The organism is Streptomyces sp. HUAS 31, assembly GCF_028198125.1.
In the GTDB taxonomy this organism is placed as follows: domain Bacteria; phylum Actinomycetota; class Actinomycetes; order Streptomycetales; family Streptomycetaceae; genus Streptomyces; species Streptomyces chartreusis.
The window spans coordinates 9,082,403-9,098,510 of sequence record NZ_CP116353.1; the positions used below are offsets into that span (position 1 = coordinate 9,082,403).

Consider the following 16,108-nt stretch of genomic DNA (forward strand, 5'->3'; position numbering starts at 1 on the left):
CCACCTGGCGTTCTCTGCTTGATCGCAAGTGTAAGGTAAGCCTTACCTATCTGACTTGATGAACACGCAGGGGAGCAACGATGTCCCTGGCCCCGATGACCACCGCCGTCGCGCATACGCTCGGTGACGTCTACGCGCGGCTCGCAGGCCTGTGCGAAGTGCTGTCCGTGCGGGTCGCCGAACCCGGAGCGGCGGACGCCGGAGCCGGCGTGTCGGCGGCGGAACTGGTGAAGGACGGAGCCGCGCTCGACGCCTTCGTGGCCGCCGAGGCAACCCGGATTCACGATCGTCACGGGGTGGTCGTGCGGCGCCATGTCGCCGCCTCGCGCGCCCTGCACGACTACGCCTGGTCGATCTCGCTCCTGATGAGCGGCGCCTGGTACCTCGAACGCCGGGTGCCGCGGATCCGGCCCGAGGATCTGCGGCTGGACCTCGCCGCGGCCGAGTTCACCGTGACGCCCGGAAGCGACCTCGCCTGTCTCGCCGACGATCCGGCGGCGGCCCTGCCGGGTGTACTGACGGTCCCTCATGAGGAAGCGCTGCGGGCGGAGTTGCGCGCCGCGGTCGCCGATCACATGGCGCCCCTGCTGGACGCGATCGGTCCCGTCGCGCGGCGCGGCTCCCGCGCCCTGTGGGGCATGGTCTCCGACGACCTGGTCTCCGGCATCTGGTACCTCGGCCGGGTGCTGGGCCGCGAGGACGAGGCCGTGCGGGCGGCCGAACGACTGCTGCCGTCCGCGGTGGCCCCGTACCCGAGCGGAGCCGACTTCCGGCACCTGACGACGGCCGACGGCCGCCGCCACCCCACACGCACCCGCGCCGGATGCTGCATGTACTACACGATCCGCCCCGACGAGGCCTGCGCCACCTGCCCCCGCACCTGCGACGCGGAACGGCTGCGCCGCCTCGAAGGCTGAGACGGCCTGCCGGCAGCCCTACTCGGCCGTCGCCAGGAACTGCGTCGCCGCCAGCTCCGCGTAGAGCGGGTCCGCGGCCACGAGTTCGCGATGTGTGCCCACCGCGCGCACCCGGCCCGCGTCCATGACCACGATCCGGTCGGCCATCGTCACCGTCGACAGCCGGTGCGCGACGACCAGCACGGTGGTCGTACGGGCGACATCGGCGACCGTGTCCCGCAGGGCCGCCTCGTTCACCGCGTCCAGCTGCGAGGTGGCCTCGTCGAGGAGCAGCAGCCGCGGCCGGCGCAGCAGGGCACGGGCGATGGCCACGCGCTGGCGCTCGCCGCCCGACAGCTTGGTGCCGCGATGCCCGACGAGCGTCTCCAGACCGTCGGGCAGCCGCGCGACCAGGCCGTCCAGCCGGGTCGTCTTCAGCACCCGCGTCAGGGCGTCCTCGTCCGCGTCCGGGTTGCCGAGCAGCAGGTTGGCACGCAGGGAGCCCGACAGGACCGGGGCGTCCTGCTCGACGTACCCGATGGCCGAGCGCAACTGCACCAGCTCCCAGTCCGCCAGATCCCGCCCGTCGAGCGTGATGGTCCCGTCCTCTGGGTCGTAGAACCGTTCGATGAGCGAGAACACCGTGGTCTTGCCCGCACCGGACGGACCGACGAACGCGGTCATGCCCTGCGCGGGCACGTCGAACGTCACCCCGTGATGGACGTACGGCAGGTCTTCGGCGTACCGGAAGCGCACGTCCTCGAAGGTCAGCGTGGCGGGCTGGGCCCCGGCGGACGGCAACGGCGCGGGCAGGGCGGCCGGTTCGGCGGGCAGCCGCAGCGCCTCCTGGATCCGGGCGAGCGCGGCAGAACCCGTCTGGTACTGGGTGATCGCGCCGACGACCTCCTGGATCGGCGACATCAGATAGAAGACGTACAGCAGGAACGCGACCAGCGTGCCGATGTCGATGGCGCCGGTCGCCACCCGCGCCCCGCCGACCGCGAGCACCGTGATGAAGGCGATCTGCATGGCGAGCCCCGCCGTGTTGCCTGCCGCTGCCGCCCACTTGGCGGCCCGCACGCTCTGCCGCCAGGACTCCTCGGCGGCCTCGTGCAGCGTGCGCTCCTCCCGGTGCTCGGCGCCGGACGCTTTCACCGTGCGCAGCGCGCCGAGGATCCGCTCCAGCGAGGCGCCCATCACTCCGACCGCGTCCTGCGCCTGCCGGCTGGCCTGGTTGATGCGCGGCACGATCACCCCGAGGACCGTGCCGGCGCCCAGGATCACGGCGAGCGTGACCGCGAGGAGTACCGGATCCACCAGGCCCATCATCACGACCGTCGCCAGGAGCGTGAGCCCGCCGGTGCCGAGGCCCACCAGCGAGTCGGTCGTGACCTCGCGCAACAGGGTGGTGTCCGAGGTGACGCGGGCCATCAGATCGCCCGGCTCGCTCCGGTCCACGGCGGTGATGCGCAGTCGCAGCAGATACGACGACAGGGCGCGCCGTGCGCCGAGCACCACCGACTCGGCGGTGCGCCGCAGCACGTACGAACCCAGCCCGCCCAATGCCGCGTTGGCCACCACCAGCGCCGACATGATCAGCAGCGCCCCGGTGATGGCCCGGTCGTGCGACAGGTCGTCGATCAGCTCCCGGGCGACCAGCGGCAGGAGCAGCCCGGTCGCGCCGGTGACCAGCGAGAGCAGCGCGCCCGCCAGCAGGGCCCACCGGTGCGGACGTACATAGCCCAGGAGCAGCCGCCAAGTGGGCGGGGTGGGTTGGGCGTCGGCGATGCTCACGGGGCTCCTCCGGAGTCGTACGGAGCATTCAGGCTACGTCGGCTCCCTCCCGCGAGGCCTGCGGGTTTCCCGGAGCTGGGGACCGCATGCGGTGTGCGCCTATCCGCGCTGTGCCAGGGCCGCCAGGGTCGCGTCCAGCTCGGCGGGGCGCGGGCGGTTGTGCGGCAGCTTCGAGAGCATCGCGGCCATCCCGCAGGTGTTGCTGAGCGCGGAGAGGACCAGGCCGCCCGCGACAGCGGCGGACAGCAACTGCCAGGCCGGGTGCAGCAGTCCGAGGGCGAGGCCGACCAGGACGACCGAGCCCGCGGTGAACCGCACCTGCCGTTCCATGGCCCATGTGCGGCGCGCACCGGACGCGGGACGGTCGAGCTCGTGTCCGCGCGCCGCCCAGCCCTGGGTGCCGCCGGTCAGGGTCATGGCCGCGACGCCGTGTTCGGCGAGCAGCCGGCAGGCGTTCTCGGAGCGGGCTCCGGAGGCGCAGACCACCAGGAGTTCGCCGTAGTGCCGGCGCAGCGCGGGCAGGGCGCGGTCGAGCCGGTCCAGGGGGACGTTCAGCGCGCCGGGCAGATGACCGGCGGCGTACTCGCCGGGGGTGCGGACGTCGATGACGGTCATCCCGGGCAGCCGGGTGCGGGCCGTGTCGATGTCGAGGGTGCGAGGGTCGAGGGGAGAGGTCATGCGGAGTGAGATCCTTTCAGGTGAGGGGTAAAATACCCCCAAGGGTATGTAGAGGAGTGATCGTGGAGCTTCAGTTCGAGGGCGATGACCTCAAGTCGGTGCTCAACCGGCTGCGCCGGGCACAGGGGCAGATCTCCGGAGTGATCAAGATGATCGAGGAGGGTCGCGACTGCGAGGACGTGGTCACCCAGCTCGCCGCCGCCTCCCGCGCCCTCGACCGGGCCGGCTTCGCGATCATCGCGACCGGGTTGCAGCAGTGCCTCACCGACACCGAGAAGGGGCGCGCCGACGGCGAGACGACGGAGCAGATGAAGGCCCGTCTGGAGAAGCTCTTCCTGTCCCTGGCGTAGTCACGGTCCGTACCCGGGTCATACGACGGCGTCCACCAGCATGAGGGCGGCCACGGCCAGCAGTGCCCAGGCGAACAGCTGCCGCAGCCGGTCGCCGGAGATCTTCCCGGCGAGGCGTTTGCCGTCCCACGCGCCGAGTACGGCGGCCGCCGTGAACGGTGCCACGGCGGCCCAGTCGATGCGCGCGTCCGTGCCGGCCCGCGCCACCAGGGCGACCAGCGAGTTGACGGTGATCACCAGCAGGCTGGTCCCCACGGCGGCCCGCATCCGCAGCCCGACGACGTTCACCAGAGCCGGTACGGCGAGGAAGCCGCCGCCCACCCCCAGCACACCGGTCACCGCGCCGAGTCCCGCCCCGGCCCGGACGACCTGCCAGGACCGCACCGGCACGTCCTCGTCCCGTACGGACGCCGACGGCCGCAGCATGCGCAGGGCGGCCAGCGCGGCGATCACCGCGAAGGCGCCCGTGAGCAGCCAGGACGGCAGCCACCCGGACACCGCGCCGCCGATCGCCGCCGGGACCAGCCCCGCCGCCGCGAACAGCGCCCCGCCCCGCCAGCGCACGGTGCCCGCACGGGCGTGCGCGCCGAGCGCGGTGGCGGAGGTGACGCCGACCACGAGCAGGCTCGCGGTGGCCGCGGCGGCCGGACTGAAGTCGAGCAGATAGATCAGCGCCGGCACCGCCAGCACGCTGCCGCCCCCGCCCAGCGCCCCGAGTGCGAGCCCGGTCGCGCCACCGGCGAGGAGCCCGAGGAGCAGGGTCGTCACGAGGTCGCTCCGGGAGGGGGCGCGATGCGATGAGAGCCGTGGAGCCGGACCTCACTCCGCACCGGACGCCCCCGATTCCGCCGCCTCGGAGAAGCCCGCCTCGGCGACCACCGGAAGCCCGGCCTCCGTCCATGCGCGCATCCCTCCGACCACGTCCACGACCTCGGCGCCACGCGCGGAGAGCAGGGCCGCCGCCTCGCGGGAGCGCTTGCCGGAGCGGCAGATGGCCACGACCGGACGGGACCGTGCGGACTCGGGCAGCGGCTCGCCGGCGGTCAGGGCGGACAAGGGGGCGAGGACGGCGCCGGGGGCGTGGCCCTCGGCCCACTCCGGCGCCTCGCGGACGTCCACGAGGACCGCCCCCGCGTCCGTGCGCTCCCATGCCTCGGCCGGCGTGACCCGGGCCATGGGCAGCCCGGCCGCACGGGCCGAGTCGAAGGAGTCGTCGACGGCCACGACAGCGCGCCCCGCCGCGTCCAGGAGCGAGGCGGCGATGCCGGCGCGCATACCGCCTGCGCAGTGCACCCACACGGTGCCGTCCGGTATCTCGGAGAGACGGCCGCGCAGCTCGTGCACCGGTATGTGCAGGGAACCCTTGATGTGGCCCGCGTGGCGCTCGGAGTCGCGCCGAACGTCCAGGGTGATCACGCCCTCCTGGGCCGCGAGGTCGGCGAAGGTGCCGCGCGCGAAGGAGCGCGGGAGCTCACCGGGGCGTACCCAGTCCGCCGGGGAACCGGTGGCCGCCGCGGCCGGCCGGTCGATGCCGACGCGGACCAGTTCGCGCTGGGCGTCGGCGAGTTGGGCGGGCGACTCGGCGAGCAGCGTCACCGGCTTGCCCCAGGGCAGCAGCCAGGCCAGATAGGTGGCCAGCTGGCCCTCCGCCTCGAAATTGACCGCCCCTGCGACATGGCCCTCGGCGAACGCGACGCGATGACGCAGGTCCACCACCCACTCCCCGGCGGCCAGCCGCGCCGCGATCTCCTCGGCGTCGGCCGGGCGGGGCGGCGTCAGATCCACAGGAGCCGGGCCCTGTGTGTTGGCGGGCCCCATGTGGGCGTAGTACGCAGGTACGTCGTCCAGCGTGGCGAGCAGCTCGGCGACGAAGGTGTCGACGTCCTTGACCAGGGCGTCGTTGACCTGCCGCTCACGCCCGATGGTCGTCGCCGTCCCACCGGCCGACTGGCCGGCCGAACAGAAACTGCCGAAGCCGTGCGTGGGCAGGACCCGCGTCTCGTCGGGCAGCTCGGCCGCCAGCCGGTGCGCCGAGTCGTACTGCGCCCGCGCCAGCCCGCCCGTCAGCCCCGGCTCGACCAGGTCGGGCCGTCCCACGGTGCCGATGAGCAGGGAGCCGCCCGTGAAGACGGCCACGGCGCGCCCGGCCTCCTCCAGCACGTACGACGTGTGGTGCGGGGTGTGCCCGGGGGTGGCCAGGGCGCGCAGCATCAGGTCGTCCTGGATGTGCGTGCGGTCCCCGTCGGCGACCGGCACGCGCGCGTAGGCGACCCGTGCCGCGGCGGGGACCAGGTAGGCGGCGCCGGTGAGCCGGGCCAGCTCCAGGCCGCCGGTCACGTAGTCGTTGTGGACGTGTGTCTCCACCACATGTGTGATGCGCACACCCCGCCGTGCGGCGGCGGCCATCACACGGTCGATGTCCCGCGGCGGATCGACCACCACGGCGCTGTGGGCGCCGCCCGCCAGATAGCCGCGGTTGCCCAGTCCCGGCACCTCGATGGTGTCGACGAAGTACACGGCAACACTCCTCTCCTGTCCTGGTGAAGCCCGTGCCCACCCCGGCGAGGGATGTACCCCCGGGGGTATGTAGTCCACAGTAGCAGGGTACCCCCGGGGGTATTCGAGGCGTCGTGGCCGGAAGCACATGTGAGGACCCCCTCTCCGTGCCCTTACTGATCAGTTGCGTCTAGGGTCGGAAGTGGACGGAGATCCGCGGAGGGAAGGGCTGAGCACCATGGCGCAGGAAGTGCGGGGCGTGATCGCACCGGGCAAGGACGAGGCCGTGCGCGTGGAGACGATCGTCGTGCCGGATCCGGGGCCGGGAGAAGCCGTCGTACGGGTCCAGGCCTGCGGGGTCTGTCACACCGACCTGCACTACAAGCAGGGCGGCATCAGCGACGACTTCCCGTTCCTGCTCGGCCATGAGGCGGCGGGGGTGGTGGAGTCAGTCGGCGACGGCGTCACGGACGTCGCCCCCGGCGACTTCGTGATCCTCAACTGGCGTGCCGTGTGCGGGAACTGCCGTGCCTGTCTGCGCGGCCGGCCCTGGTACTGCTTCGCCACCCACAACGCCGGCCAGAAGATGACCCTCGCCGCCACCGGCCAGGAACTCTCTCCGGCGCTCGGCATCGGCGCCTTCGCCGAGAAGACGCTGGTCGCGGCGGGACAGTGCACCAAGGTCGACCCGGCGGTGGCCCCGGCGGTGGCCGGGCTGCTGGGCTGCGGCGTGATGGCCGGCATCGGCGCGGCGATCAACACCGGGAACGTCGGCCGCGGCGACAGCGTGGCCGTGATCGGCTGCGGCGGGGTCGGTGACGCGGCCATCGCGGGCTCGAACCTGGCCGGCGCCGCGAAGATCATCGCCGTGGACATCGACGACCGGAAGCTGGAGAAGGCCCGCTCCATGGGCGCCACGCACACGGTCAACTCGCGCGAGACCGATCCCGTCGAGGCGATCCGCGAGCTGACCGGCGGTTTCGGCGCCGACGTCGTGATCGAGGCGGTCGGCCGCCCGGAGACGTACAAGCAGGCCTTCTACGCCCGCGACCTCGCCGGCACCGTCGTCCTGGTCGGTGTGCCGACCCCGGAGATGAAGCTGGAGCTGCCGCTGCTCGACGTCTTCGGGCGCGGCGGGGCCCTGAAGTCCTCCTGGTACGGCGACTGCCTGCCGAGCAGGGACTTCCCGATGCTGATCGACCTGCATCTGCAAGGGCGCCTGGACCTCGCGGCGTTCGTCACCGAGACGATCGAACTCACCGACGTGGAGAAGGCCTTCGAGCGGATGCACCAGGGAGACGTCCTGCGCTCGGTGGTGGTGTTCTGATGACCGCCCGTATCGAACGCCTCGTCACCTCCGGGCAGTTCACCCTCGACGGCGGCACCTGGGACGTCGACAACAATGTCTGGCTGGTCGGCGACGACCACGAGGTGATCGTCATCGACGCCGCCCACGACGCCGAGGCCATCGCCACGGCCGTCGGCGACCGGCGACTGACGGCGATCGTGTGCACCCACGCCCACAACGACCACATCGACGCCGCACCCGCCCTCGCGGACCGCACCGGCGCCACGATCTGGCTGCACCCCGACGACATGCCGCTGTGGAAGCTGACCCACCCGGACCGCGACCCCGACGCCCACCTCCTGGACGGCCAGGTCATCGAGGCCGCGGGCGCCGACCTCACGGTCCTGCACACCCCGGGGCACGCGCCGGGCGCCGTCTGCCTGTACGACCCCGGCCTCGGCGTGATCTTCACCGGCGACACCCTCTTCCAGGGCGGTCCCGGCGCCACCGGCCGCTCGTACTCCCACTTCCCGACGATCATCGGCTCGATCCGCGACCGGCTGCTCACCCTGCCGCCCGAGACGAAGGTCCTCACCGGCCACGGCGACCCGACGACCATCGGCGACGAGGCACCGCACCTCCAGGAGTGGCTCGACCGGGGCCACTGAGCCCGCACCCGGCCGGGTGACGCTGCCGTGAAAGGCGGCACCCTCCCGAAAAAGGCGACAGAAGATGTCCGGCTTCCCCGGCACCCTCGATGAGGACACCACACACGAGGGCACCGGAGGCCGGACATGTCACAGCCGCTCAAGGACAAGGTCGCACTGGTCGCCGGGGCGACCCGGGGAGCCGGACGCGGCATCGCCGTCGAACTCGGAGCGGCCGGCGCCACGGTCTACGTGACGGGACGCAGCACCCGCGCCCGGCGCTCGGAGTACGACCGCCCGGAGACCATCGAGGACACCGCCGACCTGGTCACCGAGGCGGGCGGCCGGGGCATCGCCGTACCCACCGACCACCTCGACCCGGCACAGGTCCGCACCCTCGTGGACCGGATCGCCGACGAACAGGGCCGCCTCGACGTGCTCGTCAACGACGTCTGGGGCGGCGAGAAACTCTTCGCCTGGGACAGCCCCGTCTGGGAGCACGACCTCGACAAGGGGCTCAGGCTGCTCCGCCTCGCCGTCGAGACACATGCCATCACCAGCCACCACGCCCTGCCCCTGCTCCTGCGGAATCCGGGCGGGCTGGTCGTCGAGATGACCGACGGCACGGCGGACTACAACAGCGTCAACTACCGCACCTCCTTCTTCTACGACCTCGCCAAGACGTCCGTACTGCGCATGGCCTTCTCCCTTGGCCACGAGCTCGGCCCGCGCGGCGCCACCGCCGTCGCGCTGACCCCGGGCTGGCTGCGCTCGGAGATGATGCTCGACGCCTTCGAGGTGCGCGAGGACAACTGGCGTGACGCCGTCGAACGCGTCCCGCACTTCGCCATCTCCGAGACCCCGCGCTACGTCGGCCGGGCCGTCGCCGCCCTCGCCGCCGACCCCGACCTGGCCCGCTGGAACGGCGAGTCCCTCTCCAGCGGGCAGCTCGCGCGGGTCTACGGCTTCACGGACCTCGACGGCAGCCGCCCCGACGCCTGGCGGTACCTCGTGGAGGTACAGGACGCGGGGAAGCCGGCGGACACGGCGGGCTACCGCTGAGGCGGCACCGGGTCGACCGCGGGGAGCGGCCAGCGCGCGGAGTGGCCCGGCGGGAGGCCGAGGTCCTCGCGTACGGCCGCGTAGTAGCCCTCGCGTCCGGCGCGCTGCCGCTCCAGCAGCGCCTGCCATGCCTCCCGGTCCTCCCGTTGCTCCCGCACGAACCGCTCCATCTCCAGCGCCGTCACGACCCAGACGCGTGCCTTCTCCACCACCGCCGGGCTGCCCAGCATGATCAGCGCCTCACCCGACGGGTCCCGGCGGGTGGTGGCATCGGCCAGCAGCGGCTGAGCCTGTTCGAGGGTCAGGGGGTCCGGGTGCGGATCGACACCGGCCCCGGCCGCGACCCGGTAGGTCACCGTGACCGTCTTCTTCACCGACTGCGCGTAGTCGGCGTACACCCCGAGCCGCCGCTCCTCCCACCGCGCCGCCCGCTCCCGTCCGAACCTCATCCGGTCGCCCCGCACGACCACCACGTAGGAACCGAGAGCGCCGACCACGACGCCTATGAGCGCGGGGAGTTGCTGCAGGAACACCGACATGGATGCACGCTATCTGCCCGGATGATCGTCCCGGCACTACGGTTCGCTCCATGACGGACACGAAGCGCTTCGCAGACCACGCAGTCCTGATCACCGGCGCCGGCCGCGGTATCGGCGCCGCGACCGCGCGCCGCTTCGCCGAGGAGGGCGCCCGCGTCCTGCTGACCGACCGGGACGGGCCCGAGGCCGAGCGGACGGCGGCGGAACTGCGGGGACGCGGGCTCGTGGCCGAGGCGCTGGCGTGCGACGTCGGCGACCGGGAGTCCGTCGAGGCGGCCGTCGCCCGAGCCGTGGCCGCCTTCGGCTCGCTGGACGTCCTCGTCAACAGCGCGGCCTCCTGCACACCCGACACCGAGCTCTTCGAGGACGGTCCGGACGACGCCTGGGCCCTCGACCTCGACATCACCCTCACCGGCACCTACCGCTGCTGCCGCGCCGCGCTGCCGCACCTGGCCGCCTCCGGCCGCGGTGCCGTCGTGAACATCGGCTCCGTCAACGGGCTCCAGGACTTCGGCAACCACGCCTACAGTGCCGCCAAGGCCGGCCTGGTCTCCCTCACCCGTACCCTCGCAGGCCACGCCGCCGCCCGGGGCGTGCGGGTCAATCTCGTGACGCCGGGCACGGTGCGCACCTCGGCGTGGGAGGGCCGGGACGAGGAGCTCGACGCGATCCGTGGCCTGTACCCGCTGGGCCGGGTCGGGGAACCCGAGGACATCGCCGCGGCCGTCGCCTTCCTGGCGTCCCGTGACGCGGCCTGGATCACCGGCACCACGCTCACCGTCGACGGCGGCCTGACCGCGGTGAACACCGGATTCCTGGCAGCGGTCAGGCGCGCGGACGACGCCTGACGGGTCCGGTGTCCTGGCCGAACCCCACCCTGTCGCCCGGCGAAATTTCACCGTTCGGTCACAGCCGGGCCGACAGCACAACCGATGCCCCCACATACGGGTCTACCTGGCAGAAGTCCAAAGAACTCGTCAGGGAGAGGCCCGGCCATGGGGGACATACGCAGACGGCGCGCCGTCGCACTCGGCATCACCGGCGGACTGGTCGCACCGCTCACGCTCACGCTCGCCGCCGCTCCGGCGCAGGCGGCGCCGAGCTGCACGACCCAGGCCGGCCCGTATCAGAAGCAGGTGGAGAAGTTCCTGGGCCGTCCGGTCGACGGCAAGCAGTCCAGCGCCGACTGCAAGGCCATCCAGGCCTTCCAGACCAAGCACGGCATCAGCCCGAACGCCGGCTACGCGGGTCCGGTGACCTGGGGCGTGATGAACCTGATGAACAAGCAGAAGGCCGTCGGCAACAACCCCAACAAGGACGGCAAGTGTCCCGTCAACAAGGGCCGCATCGCCTGCGTGAACCTCACGCTCCAGCTCAGCTGGATCCAGGACGGCAGCAGGCTCGTGTACGGACCGGTCCCGGTCCGCACCGGCCGTAACGGCTACGAGACCCGTACCGGTCTGAAGAAGATCTACTGGCGCAACATCGACCACGTGTCGAGCATCTACAACGTGCCGATGCCCTACGCGCAGTTCTTCGACGGCGGCCAGGCCTTCCACTCCGTCGGCGTCAGCATGTGGAACCCGCCGGGCTCCCACGGCTGCGTCAACATGACCAAGACCACCGCCAAGAAGTACTGGTCGCTGCTGAAGAACGGCGACGACGTCTACGTGTACGGCCGCAAGCCGGGCACCTGAGTCAGGACAGGTACCCGGCTCGCGGGTCGGTCTCGGGGAAACGTCACGCCTCGGGCGCGTCCCCGAAGTCCGGGATCTCCAGCCTGGCCCCGCCCTGCCGCGCGGACTCGTGCGCGACGATGCCCGGCAGGGTGTAGCGGGCCGCCACCCAGGCGTTCACGGACGGCAGGGTGCGGGAGTTGACCGCGGTCACGAAGTCGTCCACCAGGAAGTGGTGGCTGCCCTCATGACCGTTGTGCAGGTTGTCGAACTCCCTGGGCAGCCGGGCGCGGTCGTGCACCGGCGCCGAACCGGAGGTGAAGGCGGCCCGCAGCTCCGGCGCGATGTGCTGGAGCGACGGGTCGTCCGGCGACAGGGTGGGCTTGGGCTCCAGCAGCTCGCTGATGTCCTTGACGCCCTTCTTGTCCTGCCACAGGGCGAATGTGGCGAGCTGTTCCATGCTCGCCTCGGTGCCGAAGAACCGGAAGCGGGACTCCCTGATGTGGGACGGGTATCCCACGCGCCGGAACTCGTTCGTACGGAACGAGCCGCCGCCGGCGACCTCGAACAGCGCGGTCGCGTTCGACACGTCGTTGCCGAACTGGCTGACCTCCTTGTCGAAGACCCCGTCACCCCGGTCGTCCACGACGCCGATCGCCGACACACTCACGGCGTGCGTCTGCCAGGCGCCGAGCACCCCGCCCACCGCGTGCGTCGGGTACAGCAGCGGGGGATAGGAGGCGGTCGCCTTCCAGTTCTCGCCACCGCTGTACTGGTACGCCTCGTAGAACCCGAGGTCCATGTCGTGGACGTAGTCGCCCTCGGCGTAGAAGAGCCGCCCGAAGGCGCCCTCGGCGATCTGGTTGCGGGCGTGCACGGTCGCCGGGTTGTACTGGCTGGTCTCGCCCATCATGTACGTCAGCCCGGTCGCCTTGACCGCGTCGATGATCGCCGCGATCTCCTCCGTGGTGATCGCCATGGGGACCGCGGAGTAGACGTGCTTGCCGGCGTTCAGGCCCTGGAGCACCAGCGGGCCGTGGGTCCAGCGCTGGGTGAAGATGGCGACCGCGTCGACGGCCTTCGACTCCAGCATCGCCTCGTACGAGGGGAAGGTGCCGGCCAGTCCCTGTGCGTCGGCGAGCTGCTCGGCCCGCTCGGGCAGCAGATCGGTGACGTACACGTCGCTGACACCGGGGTGGGCCTGGAACAGCGTGGCGAACTGGCCGGAGAACTGGCCGGCGCCGACGATGCCGAGGGAGAACGTCATGGAGTGTGTGCCTTTCACTGGCCGAGGATGAGGTTGATCTGGTCGTTGGTCCTGGTCAGACCGCTCACCGGGGCGTCGTTCGCGTAGACGTCCTGCATGGCGGGACGCATCAGGGAGTACACGTCCGCCGCGTAGTCGGTGATCGGGAAGGAGAAGGTCGCGGAGTCCTTCTTGTCGGTGACCGGTTCGGTGAACGCGGACACGTCGATGCCCTTCTTCTCGTACGCCGCCACCGCCGCCCGGGTGCCGTCGGGGGTGGCGGGGAAGACGATGCCGTAGCCGCCGACGGTCTTCTGGCACTCGTTCGAGGCCAGGTACCGCACCCACTTCTTCGCGCCCTCCTTGTTGCGGGCGTTCTTGGTGACGGAGTCGGCGAGGCCGTTCATCATGGTGGCGCGCTTGCCGGTCGGGCCGACCGGCGTGGGCGCGGTGCCGACCTTCAGGCCTTTGGTGCCGTAGTAGGTGGAGATCATCCAGGCACCGTCGAAGGAGGTCGCCGCCTTGCCGGAGGCGACCTGGGCGTTGGCAGGGTTGGCGCCGTCGGTGTAGTCGGTGAAGGGCGCCAGGTAGCCCTTCTTCGCCAGGCCGAAGTACCAGTCGACGACCGACTGGAACGTCTTGCTGCCGTACTGGTACTCGGTGCCCCAGCGCGCCTTGTCGGTGTACTTCCAGCCCGCCGAGGAGACGAACGGGCTCCATGTGGTCTGGCCGTCGGCGTCCCCCGCGCCGCCCGTCGCCATGCCGTACACCTTGACGTTGTCCTTGTCGAAGCCCTCCTCGTCACCGCGCTTGCCGTTCTTGTCGACGGTCAGATGCGCGATGGCCTTCTCGAAGGTGCCGCCGTCCTCGGGGTTCCAGGAGAGGGTGTTGAGCTGCTCGCTGGTGAGCCCGGCCTCCTTGGCGAGCTTCTGGTTGTAGAAGAGGGCGACGGTGTCCCAGTCCTTGGGCGCTCCGTAGCGGTGGCCGTCCTGGCCTATCCAGTTGGCGGCGAGGCCCGTCTGGTAGGCGGAGTCGTCCAGACCCAGGTCGTCGAGCGGTTCGAGGACCTTCAGGTCGGCGAACTGGCCGAACTTCTGGATGTGGTCGGTGAAGACGTCCGGCTCGGTGCCCGCGATGAAGCTCGCGGTGAGCTTGGTCCAGTAGTCGGCCCAGCCCATCTGGGTGATCTTCACCTTCAGGCCCGGGTTCTGCTTCTCGAACCCCTTGGCGCAGGCCTGGTAGGCGGGCAGCTGGTTGGCGTCCCACAGCCAGTACGTCACCGTGTTCCCGCCCGGCCCTGCCGCGCCGCCCTGCGCGCAGCCGGTGGCCAGGGACAGCGCCAGCGCCCCGGTCAGCGCCAGGACCGTACGCATACGAACTCGCATCCCTGTCCCCTTACTTGATGCCGGTGAAGCTGATGGAGCCGACGATGCGGCGTGCGAAGAAGCCGAACAGCACGAGCATCGGGAGAGCGGCGATGAGGGTGGCCGCCATGAGGCCGGACCAGTCGTAACCGGTCTGCGGTGTCTGGGCCCGGAAGATGGCCAGCGCCACGGTGAGCACCCGCGAACTGTCGCTGTACGACACCATCAGCGGCCAGAAGTAGTCGTTCCAGGCGGTGATGTACGTCAGCAGTCCCAGCGTGAGGATCGGCGTGGACGCCATCGGCAGCATCACCCGGAAGAAGATCCGTATCTTCCCGGCGCCGTCCAGCAGCGCCGCCTCCTCGACCTCCCGGGGCACGTTCATGAAGAACTGGCGCAGGAAGAACACCGCGAACGGCGTCATGAACATCGTCGGCAGGGCCACACCCAGCAGGCTGTCCACCAGGCCGAGTTGCTTGATGAGCACGAAGTTCGGCAGCAGGGTGAAGATGGCCGGCACCATCAGCCCGGCGAGGAACAGCCCGAACACCTTCTCCCGTCCGCGCCAGCGCAGCCGCGCGAAGGCGTACGCGGCCATGGCGGAGAAGAAGATCTGGCAGACGGTGATCAGCGTCGAGACGACCACCGAATTGACCAGATAGCGCCAGAACTTGAGCCCGCCGCCCGAACCGCCCTGGGCTATCGCCTCCTCGGTCGACTGAAGGCCGAGGGCCCGCTCGAAGCCCCCGGTCGTCGCGTCGACCGGCAGCAGGTCGCCGGGATGGGCGGCGAGCGCGGTGTTGGAGGACAGCGCGGTGCGCAGGATCCAGTAGAACGGCAACAGCGTGATGAGCACAATGGCGGCCATCACCGCCCATGCCACGATCCGCCCGGGAGAGGGTCGGCGCCTGACGCGCCGTACGGTCGTCGTGTCTGCCACAGCAGCCATGTCGGTGTCTCCTTTCCTCAGCCGAGGTCGCTCTGGCCGGCCCGGGTGATCCGGTACTGGAGGACGGTGATGGCGCTCAGCACGACCAGCAGGGCCACCGACATCGCCGAGGCGTAGCCGAACTGGAAGCGGCCGAAGGCGGCGCCGTAGATGTAGTACTGGAGGACGTTGGTGGCGTTCGCCGGGCCGCCGGCGGTCGTCACCGCGACCGTGTCGAAGACCTGGAACGAACCGATCACCGTCATGATCAGCACGACCGCCAGGACCGGCCTGAGCAGCGGCATCGTGATCCGCCAGAACATCCGCCACTCGCTCGCGCCGTCCACCTTCGCGGCCTCGTACACGTCGTTCGGGATCGCCATGAGCCCCGCGAACAGCAGCAGCGCGGTGTAGCCGACGTGCCGCCACACATTGATCAGGGCGATCGTCGGGATCGCCCAGGTCTCGTCCGCGAGGAACGGGATCCGGTCGAAGCCGAGCCCGGCGATGATCTCGTTGCCGATGCCGAGTTGGGTGTCGAGCATCCAGAGCCAGACGATGCCCGCGACGACGTTGGACATCAGATACGGCGTGAGCACGATCCCGCGCAGCACCGCGGACTGCGTCAGCCGCTGGAGCAGGACGGCGATGGCGAGCGCCGACATCGTCTGCACGCCGATGTTGATGACCACGTACTCGACGGTGACCAGCAGCGAGTCCCAGAAGATCGGGTCGTGGACCATCCGGACGTAGTTGTCCAGGCCCACCCACTCCGGCGGCGTGAGCAGGTTGAAGCGGGTGAAGCTCAGGTAGACGCCCCGCAGCGTGGGCCAGAGCAGGAAGGCGGCGAAGCCCAGCAGCGCCGGGGCGATGAACACCGCGGCGAGCCGTCCGTCGCCCCGGTTCTCGCGGGTCGCCGCCCGGCGTGTCCTCTGTTCGGTCCCTGCCCCCGCGGCGCCGCCCAATGGGAGACGCGACGGTGGGCTGCTGGAGGCGATGGTCATCGGGAGACTCCCTCGTCTGCGGCTCGTCCTCGGCCACTTACTTTTGCGGCGGAAGAATCCAGCCGTCAAGAGTCCTACGAACATCTTCTTCAAGCCGCCCCTGCCGTCATAGACTGCCCTGGTTGGTTTTGGGGAGAAAA

Annotated in this window: 16 protein-coding genes and 1 pseudogene; 7 read left to right on the forward strand and 10 right to left on the reverse strand. The window is 70.9% G+C overall.

The features are described 5' to 3' along the window. Window positions 1-80 precede the first annotated feature (80 nt). A complete protein-coding gene (locus tag PGH47_RS39525; protein WP_271667471.1) occupies window positions 81-917 on the forward strand; it encodes a (2Fe-2S)-binding protein in 837 nt (278 codons plus the stop codon). A gap of 18 nt (window positions 918-935) precedes the next feature. On the opposite strand, the gene PGH47_RS39530 is transcribed toward PGH47_RS39525, so the two are convergent. Both PGH47_RS39530 and PGH47_RS39535 read right to left on the reverse strand, forming a co-directional pair. Continuing rightward, window positions 936-2,690, reverse strand: a complete 1,755-nt coding sequence (locus PGH47_RS39530) for an ABC transporter ATP-binding protein (protein ID WP_271667472.1) — start codon at window positions 2,688-2,690, stop codon at window positions 936-938. A gap of 99 nt (window positions 2,691-2,789) precedes the next feature. After that, window positions 2,790-3,368 (reverse strand): rhodanese-like domain-containing protein, encoded by a 579-nt coding sequence (locus PGH47_RS39535; RefSeq protein ID WP_271667473.1) that lies wholly within the window; start codon window positions 3,366-3,368, stop codon window positions 2,790-2,792. 62 nt (window positions 3,369-3,430) lie between these two features. Between PGH47_RS39535 and PGH47_RS39540 the strand changes: the two genes are divergently transcribed. Beyond that, complete coding sequence (locus tag PGH47_RS39540) at window positions 3,431-3,718, forward strand: metal-sensitive transcriptional regulator (protein ID WP_030960363.1); 288 nt, start codon at window positions 3,431-3,433, stop codon at window positions 3,716-3,718. A gap of 18 nt (window positions 3,719-3,736) precedes the next feature. Here PGH47_RS39540 and PGH47_RS39545 read toward each other — a convergent pair whose 3' ends face one another. The 3 genes and pseudogenes from PGH47_RS39545 to PGH47_RS39550 form a co-directional block, all read right to left on the reverse strand. After that, window positions 3,737-4,486 carry a sulfite exporter TauE/SafE family protein gene (locus PGH47_RS39545; RefSeq protein WP_271667474.1) on the reverse strand — a complete coding sequence of 250 codons (750 nt, stop codon included), beginning with the start codon at window positions 4,484-4,486 and terminating at the stop codon, window positions 3,737-3,739. A gap of 51 nt (window positions 4,487-4,537) precedes the next feature. After that, the gene (locus PGH47_RS43150; protein ID WP_333938223.1) at window positions 4,538-4,894 is read right to left on the reverse strand and encodes a rhodanese-like domain-containing protein; all 357 of its coding nucleotides are present in this window, start codon (window positions 4,892-4,894) and stop codon (window positions 4,538-4,540) included. A gap of 3 nt (window positions 4,895-4,897) precedes the next feature. Next, window positions 4,898-6,235, reverse strand: a pseudogene (locus tag PGH47_RS39550) (MBL fold metallo-hydrolase); the annotation flags it as partial. Between the two features lie 217 nt (window positions 6,236-6,452). Here PGH47_RS39550 and PGH47_RS39555 point away from each other — a divergent pair. From PGH47_RS39555 to PGH47_RS39565, 3 genes are all read left to right on the forward strand, one after another. Beyond that, window positions 6,453-7,541: an S-(hydroxymethyl)mycothiol dehydrogenase gene (locus PGH47_RS39555; RefSeq protein ID WP_271667476.1), complete on the forward strand. Its 1,089-nt coding sequence runs from the start codon at window positions 6,453-6,455 to the stop codon at window positions 7,539-7,541. Continuing rightward, entirely contained in the window at window positions 7,541-8,170 is a 630-nt protein-coding gene (locus PGH47_RS39560; RefSeq protein ID WP_271667477.1) for an MBL fold metallo-hydrolase, read from the forward strand. Before PGH47_RS39555 ends, PGH47_RS39560 begins: the two co-directional genes overlap by 1 nt. A 126-nt stretch (window positions 8,171-8,296) precedes the next feature. Next, a complete protein-coding gene (locus tag PGH47_RS39565) occupies window positions 8,297-9,211 on the forward strand; it encodes an SDR family oxidoreductase (RefSeq protein ID WP_271667478.1) in 915 nt (304 codons plus the stop codon). On the opposite strand, the gene PGH47_RS39570 is transcribed toward PGH47_RS39565, so the two are convergent. Continuing rightward, window positions 9,202-9,750 carry a hypothetical protein gene (locus PGH47_RS39570; protein ID WP_271667479.1) on the reverse strand — a complete coding sequence of 183 codons (549 nt, stop codon included), beginning with the start codon at window positions 9,748-9,750 and terminating at the stop codon, window positions 9,202-9,204. The two genes, PGH47_RS39565 and PGH47_RS39570, sit on opposite strands and share 10 nt — an antisense overlap. Before the next feature lie 50 nt (window positions 9,751-9,800). Here PGH47_RS39570 and PGH47_RS39575 point away from each other — a divergent pair, with 50 nt between their 5' ends. After that, window positions 9,801-10,598: an SDR family NAD(P)-dependent oxidoreductase gene (locus PGH47_RS39575; protein WP_271667480.1), complete on the forward strand. Its 798-nt coding sequence runs from the start codon at window positions 9,801-9,803 to the stop codon at window positions 10,596-10,598. Window positions 10,599-10,745: 147 nt separating this feature from the next. Further along, the gene (locus PGH47_RS39580) at window positions 10,746-11,447 is read left to right on the forward strand and encodes a L,D-transpeptidase family protein (protein WP_126897787.1); all 702 of its coding nucleotides are present in this window, start codon (window positions 10,746-10,748) and stop codon (window positions 11,445-11,447) included. Window positions 11,448-11,490: 43 nt separating this feature from the next. Here PGH47_RS39580 and PGH47_RS39585 read toward each other — a convergent pair whose 3' ends face one another. Genes PGH47_RS39585 through PGH47_RS39600 form a run of 4 tightly spaced genes read right to left on the reverse strand, consistent with a single transcriptional unit; the run spans window position 11,491 to window position 15,968 of the window. Then, a complete protein-coding gene (locus tag PGH47_RS39585) occupies window positions 11,491-12,693 on the reverse strand; it encodes a Gfo/Idh/MocA family protein (protein ID WP_271667481.1) in 1,203 nt (400 codons plus the stop codon). 14 nt (window positions 12,694-12,707) lie between these two features. Next, window positions 12,708-14,045: an ABC transporter substrate-binding protein gene (locus PGH47_RS39590; protein ID WP_271667482.1), complete on the reverse strand. Its 1,338-nt coding sequence runs from the start codon at window positions 14,043-14,045 to the stop codon at window positions 12,708-12,710. Between the two features lie 22 nt (window positions 14,046-14,067). Beyond that, window positions 14,068-14,985 carry a carbohydrate ABC transporter permease gene (locus PGH47_RS39595; protein WP_271667483.1) on the reverse strand — a complete coding sequence of 306 codons (918 nt, stop codon included), beginning with the start codon at window positions 14,983-14,985 and terminating at the stop codon, window positions 14,068-14,070. Between the two features lie 17 nt (window positions 14,986-15,002). After that, the gene (locus tag PGH47_RS39600; RefSeq protein WP_125523580.1) at window positions 15,003-15,968 is read right to left on the reverse strand and encodes a carbohydrate ABC transporter permease; all 966 of its coding nucleotides are present in this window, start codon (window positions 15,966-15,968) and stop codon (window positions 15,003-15,005) included. Window positions 15,969-16,108: the final 140 nt, after the last annotated feature.

Excerpts from the sequence above, each read along its gene's own strand:
- PGH47_RS39525 (WP_271667471.1), top strand. The coding sequence starts at position 81 with ATGTCCCTGGCCCCGATGACCACCGCCGTCGCGCATACGCTCGGTGAC.
- PGH47_RS39535 (WP_271667473.1), bottom strand. The coding sequence starts at position 3,368 with ATGACCTCTCCCCTCGACCCTCGCACCCTCGACATCGACACGGCCCGC.
- PGH47_RS43150 (WP_333938223.1), bottom strand. The coding sequence starts at position 4,894 with ATGGCCCGGGTCACGCCGGCCGAGGCATGGGAGCGCACGGACGCGGGG.
- PGH47_RS39555 (WP_271667476.1), top strand. The coding sequence starts at position 6,453 with ATGGCGCAGGAAGTGCGGGGCGTGATCGCACCGGGCAAGGACGAGGCC.
- PGH47_RS39560 (WP_271667477.1), top strand. The coding sequence starts at position 7,541 with ATGACCGCCCGTATCGAACGCCTCGTCACCTCCGGGCAGTTCACCCTC.
- PGH47_RS39565 (WP_271667478.1), top strand. The coding sequence starts at position 8,297 with ATGTCACAGCCGCTCAAGGACAAGGTCGCACTGGTCGCCGGGGCGACC.
- PGH47_RS39570 (WP_271667479.1), bottom strand. The coding sequence starts at position 9,750 with ATGTCGGTGTTCCTGCAGCAACTCCCCGCGCTCATAGGCGTCGTGGTC.
- PGH47_RS39575 (WP_271667480.1), top strand. The coding sequence starts at position 9,801 with ATGACGGACACGAAGCGCTTCGCAGACCACGCAGTCCTGATCACCGGC.
- PGH47_RS39580 (WP_126897787.1), top strand. The coding sequence starts at position 10,746 with ATGGGGGACATACGCAGACGGCGCGCCGTCGCACTCGGCATCACCGGC.
- PGH47_RS39585 (WP_271667481.1), bottom strand. The coding sequence starts at position 12,693 with ATGACGTTCTCCCTCGGCATCGTCGGCGCCGGCCAGTTCTCCGGCCAG.
- PGH47_RS39590 (WP_271667482.1), bottom strand. The coding sequence starts at position 14,045 with ATGCGTACGGTCCTGGCGCTGACCGGGGCGCTGGCGCTGTCCCTGGCC.
- PGH47_RS39595 (WP_271667483.1), bottom strand. The coding sequence starts at position 14,985 with ATGGCTGCTGTGGCAGACACGACGACCGTACGGCGCGTCAGGCGCCGA.
- PGH47_RS39600 (WP_125523580.1), bottom strand. The coding sequence starts at position 15,968 with ATGACCATCGCCTCCAGCAGCCCACCGTCGCGTCTCCCATTGGGCGGC.